The following is an 18061-nucleotide window of genomic DNA, read 5'->3' as shown; positions in this document are numbered from 1 at the left end:
ATTGTTCCTTCACATACTTGGCATACGATTGTTCCCATTTTTCATTTCCCCCTAAGTTTATGGTCCTAAAAACTTTTAGCTGTCCATTTCCTATCAATTATTGGGCTTTTGTATGCTCTGTGTGATCACATCCGCAAGATCCACATTTCCCGTAAAGTACCGTTACTTTCTCATCTTCGAAGTGTGCAATTGTACCTTCACAATCTTGACATACGATTGTTCCCATTTTTCATTTCCCCCTAAGTTTATAATCCCAAAAACTTTTTTGTAACCGCTTAACTTTCTGTCTTTATTTTAATATGTTATACTTTTTGCGTCAATAGGTTTTTAGTATAACACATTAAATATTTTAAATTTTAATTAGTATGCGATATTCAAATAAAAAACAGCCATATTTATAAGTACGACTGTTTCACATTAATTATTCTTCATATTCCGCATGTAAAGAAGTTGACGGAACTAGAAATTTGAAAAACTGAGCTAACTCCTTCGCTTCCTCTTCTGATCCTAATTTAAAAATCTCCTGTATATATTGAATATTCTCTACATCATCTCGTCCGAGTAAAGTAGACCTTCCTGTTTGCATACAAACAATGAGCGGTTTTCCAAAAAACATATTTGTATAAATAACACCAAAATCATAACGTGTATCATGTGTCATAAATCCTAAAAATCGTACCTTCACACTTTCATGCTCATCATACAATTTTTCAAACATTGGTTTCCACCTTTCTACATCACGTTTCATTACTAGTATATTAAACAAAACATGTAATACTCCTTTTAATTGTCAAAAAATTCAGTAGGATGTAGAATAATAGTATTCTACTAAGTTAGGGGGAACTTATATGCAACACGCCTTTATTACGCTTGTACCTAAATCCAATCAACAATCTGTTTCAATAGATGATATAAAACAACTTTTTCATTATTATAAAACAGTTACTTCTAAAACTGGTGCCCAAATTAATTTCACGTATACAAATACCGCTTTTCCTTATGAAATTTTAGATACATCTACAACAACATTAAAACTTCAATCCAATCACGATCGGTATGACTCAATTTATATTGGTGTTGGTATAGAAAATGAACAATCTTTCATCCAAGTTTCTTTACCACCTAATGCAACATATGGTGACAAAGGGAAAGCAAATGAATTTTGCCGTTTTTTAGCGAAGAAATTAGAAGGAGAGTTACAATTATTTAATGGAAGAACAATGTATTTTTATAAACGTTAATTTAAAAAATAAATAATACGATTAAAAATAGTATACAATTCGAACATGTAAGAAATAACGCTTGCTTTCTTACGTGTAATACAAAATATGCTATTACATAGGCTAAATACAGGAACACGAAAAAAAGAATAACTTTATAATGAAACTTATCACCATTCGATAATGTTAATACAGTGGAAAAGCCACTCCATAGTAGTAAATGATAAAATATAACATGTAATATTTTCATGGAACCTTCTCCTTTGACATGCTCTATTTTATTAATATATGGGGTTAAGTTTGAATCAATTACATATTATAGGATGATATATATTACCTTTGAAGTAAGTTACGCCTAAATCATTTGTTAAAGTATTATATATTCATTCGACAAGTACGTTTAAAGACCTTGCAAGTCATTTGATGAAAATAAAAATAGCCCCTCTCTTATAATAAGAGAGGGGCTATTTACATTACTTAAATTATTTTACAATGTGAATTGGCATTCCAAGAGCAACTTCAGCTGCTTCCATTGTGATTTCACCTAATGTTGGGTGAGCATGGATTGTTTGAGCGATATCTTCAGCTGTCATTCCAGCTTCGATAGCTAAACCAATTTCAGAGATAATATCAGAAGCACCTGCACCTGCAACTTGAGCACCTACAAGAAGACCATCTTCTTTACGTGTTACAAGTTGTAGGAAACCGTCAGTGCTGTTTAATGATAATGCACGACCGTTAGCAGCGAATGGGAACTTAGATACAGTTACAGTCATTCCAGCTTCTTCAGCTTGTTTTTTAGTGTAACCAACAGATGCTAATTCTGGATCAGTGAAGCACACTGCAGGAATTCCGATGTAATCGATAGCTGATGCATGGCCACTAATTGCTTCTACAGCTACTTTACCTTCGTAAGAAGCTTTGTGAGCTAATGGTGGTCCAGGAACGATATCACCGATTGCATAGATGTTTGGTACATTTGTACGACATTGCTCATCGATTTCGATGATGCCGCGGTCAGTCATTTTAACTCCAACTTGCTCAAGACCGATTTCTTGAGTGTTTGGACGACGACCTACAGTTACTAATACGTAATCTGCTTCTACAGTTTGGATTTCACCTTTAACTTCAAAGCTAACTTTTACGCCAGTTTCTGTTTCTTCAACGCCTTTAGCCATAGCTTTTGTATGGATATTTACGTTACCTTTTTTCTGTAGAGCACGTTTAACAACAGAGCTCATAGCTTTTTCGAAACCAGCTAAGATTTCGTCGCCAGCTTCTACTACAGTAACTTCTGTACCGAAGTTAGCATATGCAGTACCTAATTCCATACCGATGTAACCGCCGCCGATTACAACAAGTTTTTTAGGAATTTCAGGTAAGCTTAAAGCACCTGTAGAGTTGATAACACGTTTAGAGTATTTGAATCCTGGAATTTCGATTGGTGTAGAACCAGTTGCAAGAACAGCATTTTTAAACGTATAAGTTTGAGCTGCATCTTCAGTCATAACGCGTAATGTATTAGCATCTACGAAGTAAGCTTCACCGCGAATGATTTCAACTTTGTTACCTTTAAGAAGGCCTTCAACACCGCCAGTTAATTTCTTAACTACGCCGTTTTTCCATTCTTGAACTTTTGTAAAGTCAACTTTTACGTTCTCTGCAGTGATACCCATGTCATCAGAATGCATTGCATTCTCATAACGATGACCTGCATTGATTAACGCTTTTGAAGGAATACATCCAACGTTTAAGCATACGCCACCAAGGTTAGCTTTTTCAATGATTGCTACCTTTTGACCTAATTGTGCTGCACGAATTGCCGCAACGTATCCACCAGGACCTGCACCAACAACGACTGTATCTAATTCAATTGGGAAATCTCCTACTACCATTGTTATTACGCCTCCATTACTAATAATTGTGGGTCATTCAATAGACGTTTAATTTGGTTTAACGCTTTTTGAGCAGTTGCGCCGTCAATTAAACGATGGTCAAAGCTTAGAGATAATGCTAATACTGGAGCTGCAACGATCTCACCATTTTTCACAACTGGTTTTTCAGCGATACGGCCGATACCAAGGATTGCTACTTCTGGGTGATTGATAACTGGAGTGAACCATTGTCCACCTGCAGAACCAATGTTTGTAATTGTGCAAGAAGCACCTTTCATTTCAGTTGGAGCTAGACGACCTTCACGTGCTTTACCAGCAAGATCATTGATCTCGTTAGAAATAGTGAAGATAGACTTGCGATCTGTATCTTTAACAACTGGTACTAATAGACCTTTGTCTGTATCAGCTGCGATACCGATGTTGAAGTAATGCTTATGAACTACTTCTTGAGATGCATCGTCTAAAGAAGTGTTTAACATTGGGTATTCACGTAATGCAGATGTTAAAGCTTTAACAACGTATGGAAGGTAAGTTAATTTAATACCTTTGTCAGCTGCTACTGCTTTGAACTTCTTACGGTGAGCAACAAGCTCAGTTACATCAACTTCATCCATTAATGTTACGTGAGGAGCTGTATGCTTAGAGTTAACCATTGCTTTCGCAATCGCTTTACGGATACCACTCATTTTCTCACGAGTTTCTGGATATTCACCAGCTGGAATTGGTTGTGCTTTTGGTGCTTCTTCTTTCGCTGCTGCTGGAGTAGCTTCTACTGCTGCTGGAGCCTCAGTTGCTGCTACAGTTTGTCCACCATTTGCAAATGCATCGATGTCAGCTTTTACGATACGGCCATTCTTACCAGTACCAGCTACTTTATGAATGTCTACACCTTTTTCACGAGCGTATTTACGAACAGATGGCATAGCGATTACGCGCTCATTTACTACTTCTGCAGTTGCTGCTGGAGTAGCTTCCGCTGCTGGAGCTTCTACTGCTGCTTCTTCAGCTTTTGGAGCTTCATCATGATCGTCACCTTTAAATTTAAGGTTTTCGTATCCAGGAGCATCAAATTTAATTAATGTATCTCCTACGATTGCAACTGTTCCTTCTTCTACAAGTACTTCAAGTACTTTACCTTTAACAGGAGAAGGGATTTCTACTACTGCTTTATCATTTTGTACTTCAAGAAGTACATCGTCTTCATTTACTTCATCGCCTGGTTTAATAAACCATTTTACGATTTCACCTTCGTGGATACCTTCACCGATATCTGGTAGTTTAAATTCAAATGCCACGGAATTCAGCCCCCTGATTCATTTCATTATTATGGAATATGTGCAAAAGAAACCAGCATGTGCTGATTTCTTTTGCACATGAAAAACTAAAAATTAGAAGTTCATTACTTTGTTTACAGCTTCAACAATATCCTTGTGGTTTGGTAACCATACGCTCTCTGCTTGAGAGAATGGGAATACTGTATCAGCAGCTGCAACACGTACAACTGGAGCTTCTAAGTTTAAGATTGCACGGTCGTTAATTTCCGCTACAACGTTAGCTGCAATACCAGCTTGTTTTTGAGCTTCTTGAACTACAACTACGCGACCTGTTTTTTCAACAGAAGCGATGATTGTTTCGATATCTAATGGTTGAACTGTACGTAAGTCAACAACCTCTAAAGAGATACCTTCTTTTTCAAGTTCTTCAGCAGCTTTTAATGCAGCGTGAACCATAGCACCGTAAGCGATAACAGATACATCTGTACCTTCACGTTTGATATCAGCTTTACCTAAATCAATTGTGTATTCGCCTTCTGGTACATCTTGACGGAATGAACGGTACAATTTCATATGCTCTAAGTAGATAACTGGATCGTTGTCACGAATCGCAGAGATTAAAAGACCTTTAGCATCGTATGGAGTAGATGGAATAACAACTTTTAGACCAGGTTGTTGAGCCACTAATCCTTCTAAGCTATCAGCATGTAGTTCAGGAGTATGAACACCACCACCGAATGGAGAACGAACTGTTACTGGAGCAGTCCAACGTCCACCAGAACGGTAACGCATACGAGCCAATTGACCAGAAATTGAATCCATTACTTCAAAAACGAAACCGAAGAATTGGATTTCTGGAACTGGACGGAATCCTTCAAGTGCAAGACCAACTGCAAGTCCACCAATACCAGACTCTGCAAGTGGAGTATCCATTACACGATCTTCACCAAATTCAGCTTGTAAACCTTCAGTAGCACGGAATACACCGCCGTTTACACCAACGTCTTCACCAAATACAAGTACGTTAGGATCATTTTTCATTTCAACGCGTAAAGCATCAGTGATTGCTTGAATCATTGTCATTTGAGCCATGGCTTACTTCGACTCCTTTTCTTTGTAGATTTCATATTGTTCAGCTAAGTTGTAAGGCATTTTTTCGTACATGATTTCCATTAAATCAGTTACTTTTTGTTTTGGAGCTTGGTCAGCCTTAGCAATTGCTTGTTTGATATCTTCTTTTGCTTCTTCGATTACTGTCTCTTCAACTTCTTGAGACCATAGGCCTTTAGCTTCTAAGAACTTACGGAAGCGTACGATTGGGTCTTTTTGTTCCCATTCGTTTTCGATATCTTTTGTACGGTAACGAGTTGGGTCATCACCAGCCATTGTATGTGGACCGTAACGGAATGTTAAAGTCTCGATTAAAGTAGGACCTTCGCCATTTACTGCGCGCTCACGAGCGAAAGCAGTTGCTGCGTATACAGCTAATGGATCCATACCGTCTACTTGAATTCCGTAAATACCTGCTGCTACTGCTTTTTGTGCTACAGTTTTAGCTGCAGATTGCTTTTCTACTGGAGTAGAAATTGCATAACGGTTGTTTTGAACAACGAAGATTGCTGGAGCTTTGAATGCACCTGCAAAGTTCATACCTTCGTAGAAGTCACCTTGTGAAGCACCACCGTCACCAGTGTAAGTAATTGCAACAGATTTTTTACCACGTAGTTTCATACCTAACGCAACACCAGCAGTTTGGATGATTTGCGCACCGATAATGATTTGTGGAGCTAATGCATTTACATTCTCAGGCATTTGGTTACCCATAAAGTGTCCACGAGAGAATAAGAATGCTTGGTATAATGGTAATCCGTGCCATACTAATTGTGGTACATCACGGTATCCTGGTAAGATGAAGTCTTCTGCTTCAAGTGCGAAATGACTCGCTAATTGAGAAGCTTCTTGTCCAGCTGTAGGTGCGTAGAAACCTAAACGTCCTTGACGGTTTAAAGAAATAGAACGTTGATCTAATACGCGAGTATACACCATACGACGCATTAATTCTTTTAATTGATCATCCGATAATTCAGGCATAGCTGCTTCATTCACAACTTCACCGTTTTCATTTAAAATTTGTAATGTTTCAAATTGAGCTGCGATAGCTTTCATTTGCTCATCAACATTAAATAGGGTCTTTTTTGTTTTAGTACCCATTCCGTTCACCTCTTCCTCTCTTGAACCATATTCTGAAACGCTTTCACTGGCTATTTTCCAGTTTAAAAAGCGCAACGATGTAAACCAACATGTTTGTCTGTCGGTTGAGAATAATTTTGTGTACCTAACAATCTGTACTAATGTTTTTTCAGAAACATATTAATACAATCTTGATCACGTTTTTTAGTTTACAACTATTCTAATTACGATGTCAATTACTTTGAATACGTTTTTTTATAAATAATATGCAGGTTTCTACTACACAAACGTGTTTTTATTTTTTACATCTGTATTAGTAAGCATTGACCTACTGTTATATTATTCCCTTTTTCACTTATTTTTTCTCTTAGAATAATATGTAAACGATTTAATTCTCTTTAGTTTTTCTCTCTTCGTAACAAAAATATACAAACTACTCTTCCTTTTTTAGGTAAATACCTATACATTCCTCCCCTCTCTTCCATACATTATAGTAACCGCAGTATTAGCGGGAAATGATAAAGGAGGTCATCTCATGTACGGATACTCATATTGCTATCCAACTTGTTCATATCCTTCCTACGGTTATGGCGGTTCTTGTGGCGGGTCTGGACGCGGCTTCGCCTTAATCGTTGTGTTGTTTATTCTTTTAATTATCGTTGGTGCTGCTTGCATTCGCTAATGTAAAACGAAACAACTATGGAAAGAAAAAGACGGCTTTGCCGTCTTTTTTTGTTTATCACATACATAACTACTCTATAATAGAACGATTTCCAAAATGCCTTCCCTTTCTTGCCGATGACTTTTTCCATCTCCTTTGGTAGACTAAAGAGGAAAGGAGAGATTACATATGCTTACAATGAAAGATGTTATTCGCGAAGGAGATCCTATTTTGCGCAACGTTGCAGAAGAGGTGTCATTACCGGCAAGCGAAGAAGATACAACTACCTTAAAAGAAATGATTGAATTTGTAATAAATAGCCAAGATCCTGAAATGGCTGAAAAATATAGTTTACGCCCTGGAATCGGATTAGCGGCTCCGCAAATCGGTGTTTCAAAAAAAATGATTGCAGTTCATGTAACCGATGCGGACGGTACATTATATAGCCATGCATTATTCAATCCAAAAATCATTAGCCATTCTGTTGAACGTACATATTTACAGGGTGGTGAAGGCTGTCTATCTGTAGACCGCGAAGTACCTGGTTATGTTCCTCGTTATACAAGAATTACAGTAAAAGCAACTTCTATTAACGGAGAAGAAGTAAAATTACGTTTAAAAGGTTTACCAGCAATCGTATTCCAACACGAGATTGACCATTTAAATGGCGTTATGTTCTATGACCATATCAATAAAGAAAATCCTTTTGCCGCTCCTGATGATTCCAAACCTCTAGAGCGATAATGATAAAGTGAAACTTTAATCAGCGGGGGGGTGTTCATCCCCAATGATTATTAGTTGAACCAATCGGGCTTTTACGGACAGTTGATCCCCCACCTAACTTCTTTGCTTTCGCTGAATTTCGAGGTGGGGGTCTTACTGCACATTAATGCGGGATAAAAAGGCGGAAGTTAATCTTCCGCCTTTTTATTATGAAATGGGTTCCATATTCACTTATAGCAATCCAGCCCACTTTAGTCCATGATATATACCGTCTTCACTAACATCCTTTGTCACATGATTTGCAAGTTTTTTCAAGTCTTCATGGCCATTTCCCATCACAATACCTGTGCCAACCGCTTCGATCATTTCTAAATCATTTAAGCCATCTCCAAATGCATACACTTGATCACGATTAAAACCTAACTTTTCAATATATTTCTCAATTCCTTTTGCCTTAGAACCACCATTCGGAATGATATCCATTGAATATGCATGCCAACGAATAAAATGAAAATCTGGATAATGATTAATAAACTTTTCCTCTTCATTTACTTCACAAAAAAGTAGTGTTTGATAAATATTACGTTCCTCATAAAAATTAGGCTCATATGCTGGATGATCAAAGTTTAAGCTTCCAAAGCCTTCTTTCACATAATCATGATATTCCACTGATGCTCTCATATCTTGATGGTCAAGATATACAAGTGGATATCCTTCTTGTTTTGCAAACTGAGTAAACTTATGTAAAGCATCTGGATGTAACGGATTATTAAATATTACCTCATCTTCAAAGACAACATATTGTCCATTAAAACTAACATAATTATGTATATCAAGTTCCTTGCGAATATCTTCGAACATAAATGGCGCGCGCCCTGTCGCAATTGCTACATGTACGCCTTTTTCTTGTAACTGTTTTACTGCATCTCGTGTAGATTGCGGAATTTTTTTATCATGATCTAATAATGTTCCATCAATATCAAAAAAGACAATTTTATCATTCATTTGTCAAAATCCTTTCTGGCACTCTATATTCCTATTTTGAATATCACTTTTCAAATTCTAAAAAAAAGTATAACATATTAAACATCTGTGAAGAAAGCGTTCCCTTTCTGACCTTATTTACAAACTTTGCATATATATATTAGTAAAACATGTGGATACTTGTTCGGATGAATTTTCTTTTCCATTCTTCCTCATACTATACCTATAACTAACGGCTACCAATCGTTACTATAGAATAACTTTCACTGTATGGGATAGGACAAGACTCACCATTCACTTTTGTCCTATCTCTTATATCAGAGATAGAATTTTCACTAGTAATATGCATGTTTAAAATAAGGAAAGGAAGGAGTAATCATGCTGAAGAAGCTGAAGAAAAAGCTCAAGCGTTATTTAAACGGTCTGGTCCGTAAAAAGACAATCGCTTAAATTGTGCCCATTTCGGGCTTTTTCTTCATTCTCATTCGAAAAAACATGAAAATCGTGACTGTTTGCTTTATAATAAGTAACAGATAATGCAAAACATAGACAAGGAGAGGTTTTCCAAATGATTTTTAAAGTATTTTATCAAGAAAAATTAACTGAGGTTCCAGTACGTGAAAATACAAAAGTTTTATATTTAGAGGCTACGTCTGAAAAGGATGTTCGTAAGAAATTAAATAAGTTCGCATATAATATCGAGTTCGTTCAGTCTGTTACTGGTGCTCATCTTGAATATGAAAAAGAAAACGCTGATTTAACATTAGCGGAAATCGTATAGCGATATGAAATTTCTAAAAAACGACCAAGTTGCTGTATTTGCTCTCGGTGGGCTTGGTGAAATCGGTAAAAATACATACGCTGTTCAATTTCAAGATGAAATTATTATAATTGATGCTGGAATTAAATTTCCAGAGGACGAACTTCTCGGAATCGATTATGTAATACCAGACTACACTTATTTTGTGCGAAACGAAGATAAAATTAAAGGTTTATTCATTACACATGGTCACGAAGATCATATCGGCGGAATCCCTTACCTATTACGTCAAGTGAACATCCCGATTTACGGCGGAAAATTAGCAATTGCACTCATCAAAAATAAATTAGAAGAACACGGCTTACTTCGTAAAGCAAAACTTTACGAAATTCAAGAAGATGACGTTATTAAATTCAAAAAAACGTCTGTATCCTTCTTCCGTACAACTCACAGTATTCCAGATTCGTACGGCGTTGTTGTGAAAACACCTCAAGGTCAAGTTGTTCATACAGGTGATTTCAAATTTGATTTCACACCAGTTGGTGAACCAGCTGATTTAACAAAAATGGCTGAAATCGGTAAAGATGGCGTGCTATGTCTATTATCTGATAGTACGAACAGTGAAGTTCCAAACTTTACTATGTCTGAGCGTCGCGTTGGTGATAGCATTCAAGACATTTTCCGTAAAGTAGACGGACGGATTATATTCGCAACCTTTGCATCGAATATTCATCGCTTACAACAAGTTATTGAAGCTGCTGTTGAAAACAACCGTAAAGTAGCTGTGTTTGGTCGAAGTATGGAAGCAGCAATTGAAATCGGACAAAACCTTGGTTATATTCGTTGCCCGAAAGATACATTCATAGATGCATCTCAACTAAACCGCTTACCAGCTAATAAAGTTGTTATTTTATGTACAGGTAGTCAAGGTGAACCGATGGCAGCACTTTCACGTATTGCAAACGGTACACACCGCCAAATTCAAATTATTCCTGGAGATACAGTTGTTTTCTCTTCTTCACCAATTCCAGGAAATACAATTAGCGTAAGTCGTACAATTAACATGTTGTACCGCGCTGGTGCTGATGTAATTCACGGGAAACTTTCAAATATCCATACAAGTGGACACGGTGGACAAGAAGAACAAAAGTTAATGTTACGTCTAATTAAACCAAAGTACTTCATGCCAATTCATGGTGAATATCGTATGCAGCGTATGCACATGAACATAGCAAATGATTGTGGTATCCCTGAAGAAAATTGCTTCATTATGGATAATGGCGATGTTCTTGCTTTACGTTCGGATGAAGCTAGCGTAGCTGGAAAAATCCCATCTGGTTCGGTCTACATTGATGGAAACGGTATTGGAGATATCGGCAATATCGTATTACGAGATCGTCGTATCCTTTCTGAAGAAGGACTTGTAATTGTAGTTGTAAGCATTGATATGAAAGAATTTAAAGTTGCAGCAGGACCAGATATCATCTCACGCGGTTTCGTTTATATGCGTGAAAGCAGCGATTTAATCAATGATGCACAAACATTAATTACAACTCATTTAGAAAAAGTAATGGAGCGTAAAACAACACAATGGTCTGAAATTAAAAATGAAATTACAGACACATTAGCTCCATTCCTATATGAGAAAACGAAACGCCGTCCAATGATTTTACCAATCATTATGGAAATATAAGAAAAAGGACAATGCCATGAAGGCATTGTCCTTTTCTCTTATCTTAAAAAATGTTTAAATCGATCCACTTCATCGTCATGACCAATGACAATTAATATATCTCCTGCTTGAATATTCTCCGTAGCCCGAGGGGATACGATAACTTCTTTACCTCGTTTAATTGCTACAATATTCAATCCAAACTTCGCACGAATATCTAATTCAATTAAAGAGTGCCCATCAATTTTTTTATTCGCAATAATCTCTACAATACTATGCTCATCTGAAAGCTCAAGGTAGTCTAACACATTGCTTGATGCAATATTATTGGCAATCCTTTTTCCCATATCACGCTCTGGATGCACAATATGATCTGCACCTATTTTACTTAACACTTTTTCATGATAATCATTTTGAGCTTTTACAGTAATATTTTTTACACCCAACTCTTTTAAAATCAAAGTCGTTAAAATACTTGAATTTAAATTATCTCCAATAGCAACGACTACGTGATCAAAATTTCGAATACCAAGGCTTTTTAATACCATCTCATCTGTTGAATCTGCAATTACAGCATGCGAAGCTATATTTGCAAATTCATTAATTTTATCCTCATCTGAATCGATTGCCATTACTTCCATACCTAATTGAGCTAGTTCTCGGCAAATACTTCCACCAAAGCGACCAAGTCCAATGACAGCAAACTCTTTTTCTTTCTCACCCACAGGAATTCCTCCAATAACTTCAAGTACTATTTATTTTCAGTGTAACACACTTTATATGCGTCACAAAAACTGTAATTAGCTCTTATTTTTGTTTTTGTATATAAAAATATTGTTGCAAGTAAAAAGCGATACCAACAAGTAACATAGCAAATACAAATATATTTCCAAACGAACTAAATGTTTCAAAAACGAATAATAATGTTTCTTGACCAAAAAAGGCAAATAGAAGCTGTATGAATGCAAATAACAACGCCCATATGTAATGATGTTGATGGAATAAATAATGCGTGGCACCTAAAAAAGCAATAAACGAAAAGATAAAAATCCACCAATTTTCTAAAAATAGTTGCCAATTAGAAAATTGATATCCATTTACCAATATCGCAATAAGCGCGATAACTGCCATCGTCGGCACACTCCAAAATAATGCCCGTCCTCTAAAGAAACGAGTGCCTTTAACATCTCCTTTTTCATGTGCAATATATGTTAGTACTACTGTGCTTATATACAATACAGAAAGAATTGTTAAAACGATAATGAGCCAAAAATGTAATTGATAATATTCATGTTCTATATTTGTCACGATTGCAGCTAACATACACGGAATTAACATTCCCGTCCAACCATCTACTTTTCTTTCATTCCAAAAGACCGTATTACCAATCCTTATTCCTAACAACATAAAAATAATGATACCCAATACAAATAACGTAGTTTTATTCCCTACTAAACTCGTTGAGAAAGCAATTAATCCAATAAATAAAAAGAGCACAAACCCATTCATAATTTCTAGTACAGGTGATAAATATCTCTTCACCCATTTGTATGTTTCGTCATATTCATTATTATCTACTAGACGATAGGCATAAAAACTTATCCCAAAATAAACCGCCGCAATAATAACATACGCATATAAGACGAAACATAAAATCGCACTGCTAATTTGCACGTAATTCCCCACCCTTTTTTCTATGTTTCACATTGATTTTACACACTTTTCATATTAAAAGTAAACATATATAAGTTAGTCAAATAATTAATAATGAGCAGTGGCTAACCCCCCTGCTCATTATTAAAACAGTCCAATTAACTTTATTCTTATTTGTATGTAAATGTCTAAAATCAATCTATACGAGCGTTACTTACACCTCAGAACAAAAAGTTTTTTGGAACCTTCAAGAAAGCGGGAGTTTTATTTTCTATTCCCTTTCCACTTTACATATTGACTTAAAAATGTAATTGCCTTTTCAATCACTTCTTCGTCTGGTTTTAATTTCGCATGATGTAAACCATATTCTGAATTTACTCCAAGCCAAAACATAAATCCAGGGATTTCTCGAAGCATATAACCAAAATCTTCACCTGTCATTGCCTCAGTACATGTAATAACATTCATATCTGTTTGTTTATGTACAAATTGCATAAACTCTCTCGTTAACTCTTCATGGTTATATACTTGATGATACATTGCTCCGTAATCTATAATCGCCTCGCACTGGAAAGAAGCTTCGATACCTGCAACAATTGCCTCAATTCTGCTTTTCACACGCTTCATTGATTCCACTGATAATGTTCGAATCGTTCCTTCTAAACGAGATTTTTCTGCAATAATATTTTGAACCGTACCACCTGTAATTTTCCCGATTGTAATTACTGCACTATCAAGGGGATTTACATTGCGACTAATAACGGATTGAAGCTGTGTAACAAGATGACTCGCTGCAACAATCATGTCATTTGCAGTATGCGGATAGGCAGCATGGCCACCTTTCCCTTTTAAATCAATATATAATTCTGAAGTATTGGCAAATAACAGTCCTTCTTTCGTTGCAATTGTCCCTACAGCGTATTCTGGTGCAATATGAAGACCAAGAATTATATTTGGTTTCCATTCTTTTAACTCTTCACTTTCTAACATAGGAAGAGCACCGCCTGGTCCTTCTTCTGCTGGCTGGAATAGAAATACAAGGTCATCATCTATTCTTTCGTTCACAGCTTTCGTTAGAAGGCCTAAACCGATTGTTGTATGTACATCATGGCCACATGCATGCATCATTCCTTCGTGAATAGAAGCAAACTCATATCCAGTTTCCTCTGTAATTGGTAAACCGTCTATATCTGCACGATAACCTATTATTTTTTCTGGATTTTTTCCATTTACTTTAACGATTACACCTGTTTTCCATGTCTTCACTTCCACAAATTCATGAGAAAGTGTTCCTATATAATCTAAAATATACTGTTGTGTTTCCCATTCCTTGAATCCAATTTCTGGAATTCTATGTAGATCTCTACGAATTTGGACAAATTTGCTTACTGTCATTTTTGCACCTCTATCTATAAAAAGCGTAAGAGCCCATTTACGCTCTTACGCTTTTTTTGCTTTTTATTTCTCTGGGTTTAATTGACGAAGCTCTTGTTTAATTTCTGTTTTTGCTTTTGTCTTCTCATCAATTTCTTTAATTACACGTGCTGGAGTACCTGCAACAACTGTGTATGGAGGCACATCTTCTGTTACAACAGCTCCCGCTGCTACAACTGCACCTTTACCTACTGTAACACCCTCTAAAACAACTACGTTTGCACCGATTACTACATCGTCTTCAACGATAACTGGTTTTGCAGAAGGTGGCTCAATAACACCTGCAAGTACAGCACCTGCACCTACGTGACAGTTTTTACCGACCGTTGCACGTCCACCAAGTACTGCGTTCATGTCGATCATAGAACCTTCACCAATTACAGCACCAATGTTAATTGTTGCATTCATCATAATTACAGCGTTGTCACCAATTTCAACATGGTCACGAATAATAGCACCTGGCTCGATGCGAGCTTTAATACCTTTTAAATCAAGCATTGGGATTGCAGAATTACGACGATCGTTTTCTACAACGTAGTCAACGATGTGCTTATTATTCTCATCAAGAATTGTCTTAATTTCAGACCATTCTCCGAATAATACACCTGATTTTTTATTCACAAATGCTTGTACTGTTTCAGGGAATGTTACTTCTTTTAAATCCCCTTTTATGTATACCTTTACAGGAGTTTTCTTTTCACTTTTTTGAATAAACGAAATAATTTCGTTAGCGTCCATCATTTTCATTCTTGTTGCCTCCTAAATCCATTTATAATGTTACTCTACCAAACGAAAGAGCGAGTAGCAAGATAATAATCTTATTTTTCCCTTTGAATTTCTTCTATAATTTCTAAAAATGCTTGTACTTGCTTCAACTGCCTTGCCGAGTCACTTGTTAACAACCATGTTTCTCTTGTCAATTGAACAGGTGTTTTATACATATTTTCCTGTACTTCCTTTAAAACAGTAGAAGGTAAAAGGGCATAACCTATACCATTTAAAACAAGTTGTTTGCATGTTTCAATTTGGTCAACTACAATCGTTCGCTTAGGCGGATTAGAAAATAAACCATACCACCAATTTTGTATTTGTCCATAATAAGTCGAGTCACTTTTAAATTGAATGAACGGTCTGTTTGTTTCTTTTAGCATCGAAATATCTTTTATTTCTTTATCAACTAAATACAGTTCATCTTCAAATAATTTTTGCTTCTGACCTTTATATTCTTGTGTTCCCCTCAGTATAGCAACATGAACGTCTCCTTCATAAAACTGCTTTTGCACCTCACTACTCCATCCAGTAAACAGCGATATCTTTACAGAAGGATATTTATGCACAAACTTTTTCAAAACAGGAGGGAGCCAATATTGACCAATAACTGATGCAACAGCTATTTTTAACGTTCCATGAGTTTCCGTTCTAAAAACAGCTAGCTCACTTTTTATATCCTCTTCTTTTTGCAACATTTCTTTGGCATAATTTGCAACTTTTTCCCCTTCAGGTGTAATTGTCAATCCTTTTTGTGAGCGAATAAAAAACTTCATTCCCCATTGTTTCTCCATAGATTGTAATCGTTGACTCAGCGCAGGTTGGGAAACAAATAAACGTTCCGCCGCTTTTCTCATATTTGATTCCTGAGCTAACACAACCATCATTTGAAAATCATCAATTTGCAACTTTCTCCCTCTTTCCTTAGCTTCCATACACCTTATTTCAATAAGCTTTCATTCAGAAAATACAATTTTCTAGCGCAAACTTTCCTTATGTTTTATGTCTTTTTAAATATAATACATACACAAGTGATATGCACGAAAAAAAGTGACTTCTTCGTTTCTATGAAGTCACTTTTCTCACGTTATCGATTATGTTGTCTTACTTTCTTGTTCAACAATTTTAAAATAGCCCGACGTGTTAAAATCCCCTCAAAATAGCCTTCTTCATTAACAGCGCAAATAAAAGGATGATCAATTGTCATTTCTAAAGCTTTTGCAAATGAATCTTCTAATTTAAGAAAAGGTATATCTTCCTTCATCACCTGCTCTACTTTCATATCATCAAGTCTTTCAAACTCAATACGCTCTAATCCTAACATACCATCTAATATCATGGCAGTACTAATCAAACCATGTAATTTATACATTGGATCTAAGACAGGTATCGCCGAATATCCAGATTTCACAAGAACGAGTAAAGCGTGTTCTAAACCATTTCCAATTTGGACATGAGCTACTTTTTCCGATGAAATCATTAAATCCTTCACAAGAATTTGTTGAAATTCGTCTTTCGGAATACTAATCATATTACATCCCCCATTTTCCCTTTTTCCTGCTTATGTTCATAACTCTATTCACATTTTATGACAGCGTTTTCATATTATTATTTTGTCCTAAATTTATTTCAATAAAAATACAATCACACAGCTATTTTAGCATACAGCACAAAAAAAAGACTACCATTCCGGTAGCGCTTAATACCCTTTATTTTTTAATCTGTAAAATAACCTTGTGATTTTTTTATATTGCATCACATCTGTCTGTTTCAAACCATTCTCAATATCTGTAAGTTCTACAGCTAAAATTTCACTTGCATAATTTTGCTGAAATAAAATATCTAGTAGTAAACTTTCTTCTTCCTTCGTTAAAACAACTTCCCTTTGCATATACCCCTCTCCTTACACTCGCATCGTTACTCTTATTATATAAAAAATTTAACTCATTTAATAGATGTAATATTCAGTTTTTACTAAAAGATATGTAACAATCGTAAACATACAAAAAATCATTTCGTATATCGATTTGCATAGCTAAACGCCGCATAAGCATCCGGCTTAATTTTTGCAGTTAATCCCATCGCTCGAATTTTTTCTGTCATATCTAAAATAAATTCTTTTGTTAAACCATCATTCCCAATGTCTAAATGAATTTCCATTATGAATCCAGCCCCATCTTGAGCATAAGGATGCAATAACTCCCATATTGTTTGTATATGAGTAGGCGTAAATAGACATGCGATTTCTTGACTAAACTGCGTTTCTAAATATATTTTCTCACGTAAAGTTGCTGGCTTATCTTTTACTGATCTATGGTGTAAACACCCCCAAGCGCCTTTTCCAACACGATGAATATGGATTGCTGTAATAAACCTCGTATCCTTTTGATGTGCTTGCGAGTCTGTCCCAATGGATAATCGATATAAATTTCGTGGATCCTTTTCAATGAAACTACAAATACGGTTAAAGACCATATCAAAATTTAAATGTCTCTCTGAAACATTGTAAAATTTATGTGCACCGTCCACAGAGTCACGTCCTTTCAATTAGACAGACTTTTCGTATTCTCATTGTATGGGACAAAAACTAAAATTATAACTTCCTATCCTTTATTCGTTTCAATATTTCGAATTACAAAGTGACAAACTTGGCACGTATAAATTACATTTTGATTAGATTGAGCCGTTAATACATGAATAATCTCAGCAGCACTTTGACAATTAGGACAAATCACAACTGGTAAACGTTCCATACGATAACCTCCTAGTTATATTTCTCCCGCTATTTGCAGAACCCAGCAATTGTGAGAAGTTTAGCTTCACATAT

Annotated in this window: 22 protein-coding genes; 5 read left to right on the top strand and 17 right to left on the bottom strand. The window is 35.9% G+C overall.

The features are described from left to right. Positions 1-97 precede the first annotated feature (97 nt). Both MR170_RS00810 and MR170_RS00805 read right to left on the bottom strand, forming a co-directional pair. Positions 98-226, bottom strand: a complete 129-nt coding sequence (locus MR170_RS00810) for a GapA-binding peptide SR1P (protein ID WP_000536778.1) — start codon at positions 224-226, stop codon at positions 98-100. 195 nt (positions 227-421) lie between these two features. Next, a complete protein-coding gene (locus tag MR170_RS00805; protein WP_033683945.1) occupies positions 422-718 on the bottom strand; it encodes a DUF3055 domain-containing protein in 297 nt (98 codons plus the stop codon). A 130-nt stretch (positions 719-848) separates the two neighbouring features. Here MR170_RS00805 and MR170_RS00800 point away from each other — a divergent pair, with 130 nt between their 5' ends. Further along, entirely contained in the window at positions 849-1241 is a 393-nt protein-coding gene (locus MR170_RS00800) for a DUF1885 family protein (RefSeq protein WP_029443150.1), read from the top strand. Between the two features lies 1 nt (position 1242). Here the strand turns inward: MR170_RS00800 and MR170_RS00795 are convergent, their stop codons facing one another. The 5 genes from MR170_RS00795 to pdhA all read right to left on the bottom strand — a co-directional run bounded on the left by MR170_RS00795 (position 1243) and on the right by pdhA (position 6600). After that, positions 1243-1470, bottom strand: a complete 228-nt coding sequence (locus tag MR170_RS00795) for a hypothetical protein (protein WP_000697470.1) — start codon at positions 1468-1470, stop codon at positions 1243-1245. A gap of 232 nt (positions 1471-1702) precedes the next feature. Continuing rightward, on the bottom strand, positions 1703-3115 hold the full coding sequence (gene lpdA, locus MR170_RS00790) for a dihydrolipoyl dehydrogenase (protein WP_000260104.1): 1413 nt from the start codon (positions 3113-3115) through the stop codon (positions 1703-1705). 5 nt (positions 3116-3120) lie between these two features. Then, positions 3121-4410 (bottom strand): pyruvate dehydrogenase complex dihydrolipoyllysine-residue acetyltransferase, encoded by a 1290-nt coding sequence (gene pdhC / locus MR170_RS00785; RefSeq protein ID WP_000863420.1) that lies wholly within the window; start codon positions 4408-4410, stop codon positions 3121-3123. A 93-nt stretch (positions 4411-4503) separates the two neighbouring features. Continuing rightward, positions 4504-5481, bottom strand: coding sequence for a pyruvate dehydrogenase complex E1 component subunit beta (gene pdhB / locus MR170_RS00780; RefSeq protein ID WP_000068163.1), 978 nt, complete (start codon positions 5479-5481; stop codon positions 4504-4506). 3 nt (positions 5482-5484) lie between these two features. Beyond that, positions 5485-6600: a pyruvate dehydrogenase E1 component subunit alpha gene (gene pdhA, locus MR170_RS00775; protein ID WP_000536895.1), complete on the bottom strand. Its 1116-nt coding sequence runs from the start codon at positions 6598-6600 to the stop codon at positions 5485-5487. Between the two features lie 514 nt (positions 6601-7114). Between pdhA and MR170_RS00770 the strand changes: the two genes are divergently transcribed. Continuing rightward, complete coding sequence (locus MR170_RS00770) at positions 7115-7261, top strand: YjcZ family sporulation protein (protein ID WP_000274562.1); 147 nt, start codon at positions 7115-7117, stop codon at positions 7259-7261. 168 nt (positions 7262-7429) lie between these two features. Then, positions 7430-7984 (top strand): peptide deformylase, encoded by a 555-nt coding sequence (gene def / locus MR170_RS00765; protein WP_000957048.1) that lies wholly within the window; start codon positions 7430-7432, stop codon positions 7982-7984. Between the two features lie 210 nt (positions 7985-8194). Here def and MR170_RS00760 read toward each other — a convergent pair whose 3' ends face one another. After that, entirely contained in the window at positions 8195-8968 is a 774-nt protein-coding gene (locus tag MR170_RS00760) for a Cof-type HAD-IIB family hydrolase (RefSeq protein ID WP_242306772.1), read from the bottom strand. A 547-nt stretch (positions 8969-9515) separates the two neighbouring features. On the opposite strand from MR170_RS00760, the gene MR170_RS00755 reads away from it, so the two are divergent. Together MR170_RS00755 and rnjA are read left to right on the top strand one after the other, a co-directional pair. Further along, positions 9516-9728 (top strand): DNA-dependent RNA polymerase subunit epsilon, encoded by a 213-nt coding sequence (locus tag MR170_RS00755; protein ID WP_016080445.1) that lies wholly within the window; start codon positions 9516-9518, stop codon positions 9726-9728. A gap of 4 nt (positions 9729-9732) precedes the next feature. Continuing rightward, positions 9733-11400, top strand: coding sequence for a ribonuclease J1 (rnjA, locus tag MR170_RS00750; RefSeq protein ID WP_000670375.1), 1668 nt, complete (start codon positions 9733-9735; stop codon positions 11398-11400). Between the two features lie 38 nt (positions 11401-11438). On the opposite strand, the gene MR170_RS00745 is transcribed toward rnjA, so the two are convergent. From MR170_RS00745 to MR170_RS00705, 9 genes are all read right to left on the bottom strand, one after another. After that, positions 11439-12104, bottom strand: a complete 666-nt coding sequence (locus MR170_RS00745; protein WP_000504032.1) for a potassium channel family protein — start codon at positions 12102-12104, stop codon at positions 11439-11441. Between the two features lie 82 nt (positions 12105-12186). Further along, a complete protein-coding gene (locus MR170_RS00740) occupies positions 12187-13053 on the bottom strand; it encodes a hypothetical protein (RefSeq protein WP_001167320.1) in 867 nt (288 codons plus the stop codon). 243 nt (positions 13054-13296) lie between these two features. After that, a complete protein-coding gene (locus MR170_RS00735; protein ID WP_242306770.1) occupies positions 13297-14427 on the bottom strand; it encodes an N-acetyldiaminopimelate deacetylase in 1131 nt (376 codons plus the stop codon). Between the two features lie 63 nt (positions 14428-14490). After that, complete coding sequence (dapD, locus tag MR170_RS00730) at positions 14491-15213, bottom strand: 2,3,4,5-tetrahydropyridine-2,6-dicarboxylate N-acetyltransferase (RefSeq protein WP_000783241.1); 723 nt, start codon at positions 15211-15213, stop codon at positions 14491-14493. Between the two features lie 71 nt (positions 15214-15284). Next, a complete protein-coding gene (locus MR170_RS00725; protein WP_003261853.1) occupies positions 15285-16169 on the bottom strand; it encodes a LysR family transcriptional regulator in 885 nt (294 codons plus the stop codon). A 152-nt stretch (positions 16170-16321) separates the two neighbouring features. Further along, complete coding sequence (gene cbpB / locus MR170_RS00720; RefSeq protein WP_000623573.1) at positions 16322-16765, bottom strand: cyclic-di-AMP-binding protein CbpB; 444 nt, start codon at positions 16763-16765, stop codon at positions 16322-16324. Positions 16766-16933: 168 nt separating this feature from the next. Continuing rightward, on the bottom strand, positions 16934-17125 hold the full coding sequence (gene abbA / locus MR170_RS00715) for an antirepressor AbbA (protein WP_001188692.1): 192 nt from the start codon (positions 17123-17125) through the stop codon (positions 16934-16936). A 119-nt stretch (positions 17126-17244) separates the two neighbouring features. Then, entirely contained in the window at positions 17245-17763 is a 519-nt protein-coding gene (locus MR170_RS00710) for a ribonuclease H-like YkuK family protein (protein ID WP_000348489.1), read from the bottom strand. A 74-nt stretch (positions 17764-17837) separates the two neighbouring features. Beyond that, positions 17838-17987 (bottom strand): hypothetical protein, encoded by a 150-nt coding sequence (locus MR170_RS00705; RefSeq protein ID WP_242306762.1) that lies wholly within the window; start codon positions 17985-17987, stop codon positions 17838-17840. Positions 17988-18061 lie beyond the last annotated feature (74 nt).

Origin of the sequence: Bacillus cereus group sp. BfR-BA-01524 (assembly GCF_022662595.1) — a bacterium.
Classification (GTDB): Bacteria; Bacillota; Bacilli; order Bacillales; family Bacillaceae_G; genus Bacillus_A; species Bacillus_A thuringiensis_S.
This window is presented reverse-complemented; position numbering and strand designations above follow the sequence as displayed.

Bases quoted from the DNA above. Each gene is read 5' to 3' on its own strand.
- MR170_RS00810 (WP_000536778.1), bottom strand. From the start codon at position 226: ATGGGAACAATCGTATGTCAAGATTGTGAAGGTACAATTGCACACTTC.
- MR170_RS00805 (WP_033683945.1), bottom strand. From the start codon at position 718: ATGTTTGAAAAATTGTATGATGAGCATGAAAGTGTGAAGGTACGATTT.
- MR170_RS00800 (WP_029443150.1), top strand. From the start codon at position 849: ATGCAACACGCCTTTATTACGCTTGTACCTAAATCCAATCAACAATCT.
- MR170_RS00795 (WP_000697470.1), bottom strand. From the start codon at position 1,470: ATGAAAATATTACATGTTATATTTTATCATTTACTACTATGGAGTGGC.
- lpdA (WP_000260104.1), bottom strand. From the start codon at position 3,115: ATGGTAGTAGGAGATTTCCCAATTGAATTAGATACAGTCGTTGTTGGT.
- pdhB (WP_000068163.1), bottom strand. From the start codon at position 5,481: ATGGCTCAAATGACAATGATTCAAGCAATCACTGATGCTTTACGCGTT.
- pdhA (WP_000536895.1), bottom strand. From the start codon at position 6,600: ATGGGTACTAAAACAAAAAAGACCCTATTTAATGTTGATGAGCAAATG.
- MR170_RS00770 (WP_000274562.1), top strand. From the start codon at position 7,115: ATGTACGGATACTCATATTGCTATCCAACTTGTTCATATCCTTCCTAC.
- def (WP_000957048.1), top strand. From the start codon at position 7,430: ATGCTTACAATGAAAGATGTTATTCGCGAAGGAGATCCTATTTTGCGC.
- MR170_RS00760 (WP_242306772.1), bottom strand. From the start codon at position 8,968: ATGAATGATAAAATTGTCTTTTTTGATATTGATGGAACATTATTAGAT.
- MR170_RS00755 (WP_016080445.1), top strand. From the start codon at position 9,516: ATGATTTTTAAAGTATTTTATCAAGAAAAATTAACTGAGGTTCCAGTA.
- rnjA (WP_000670375.1), top strand. From the start codon at position 9,733: ATGAAATTTCTAAAAAACGACCAAGTTGCTGTATTTGCTCTCGGTGGG.
- MR170_RS00735 (WP_242306770.1), bottom strand. From the start codon at position 14,427: ATGACAGTAAGCAAATTTGTCCAAATTCGTAGAGATCTACATAGAATT.
- dapD (WP_000783241.1), bottom strand. From the start codon at position 15,213: ATGAAAATGATGGACGCTAACGAAATTATTTCGTTTATTCAAAAAAGT.
- MR170_RS00725 (WP_003261853.1), bottom strand. From the start codon at position 16,169: ATGGAAGCTAAGGAAAGAGGGAGAAAGTTGCAAATTGATGATTTTCAA.
- cbpB (WP_000623573.1), bottom strand. From the start codon at position 16,765: ATGATTAGTATTCCGAAAGACGAATTTCAACAAATTCTTGTGAAGGAT.
- abbA (WP_001188692.1), bottom strand. From the start codon at position 17,125: ATGCAAAGGGAAGTTGTTTTAACGAAGGAAGAAGAAAGTTTACTACTA.
- MR170_RS00705 (WP_242306762.1), bottom strand. From the start codon at position 17,987: ATGGAACGTTTACCAGTTGTGATTTGTCCTAATTGTCAAAGTGCTGCT.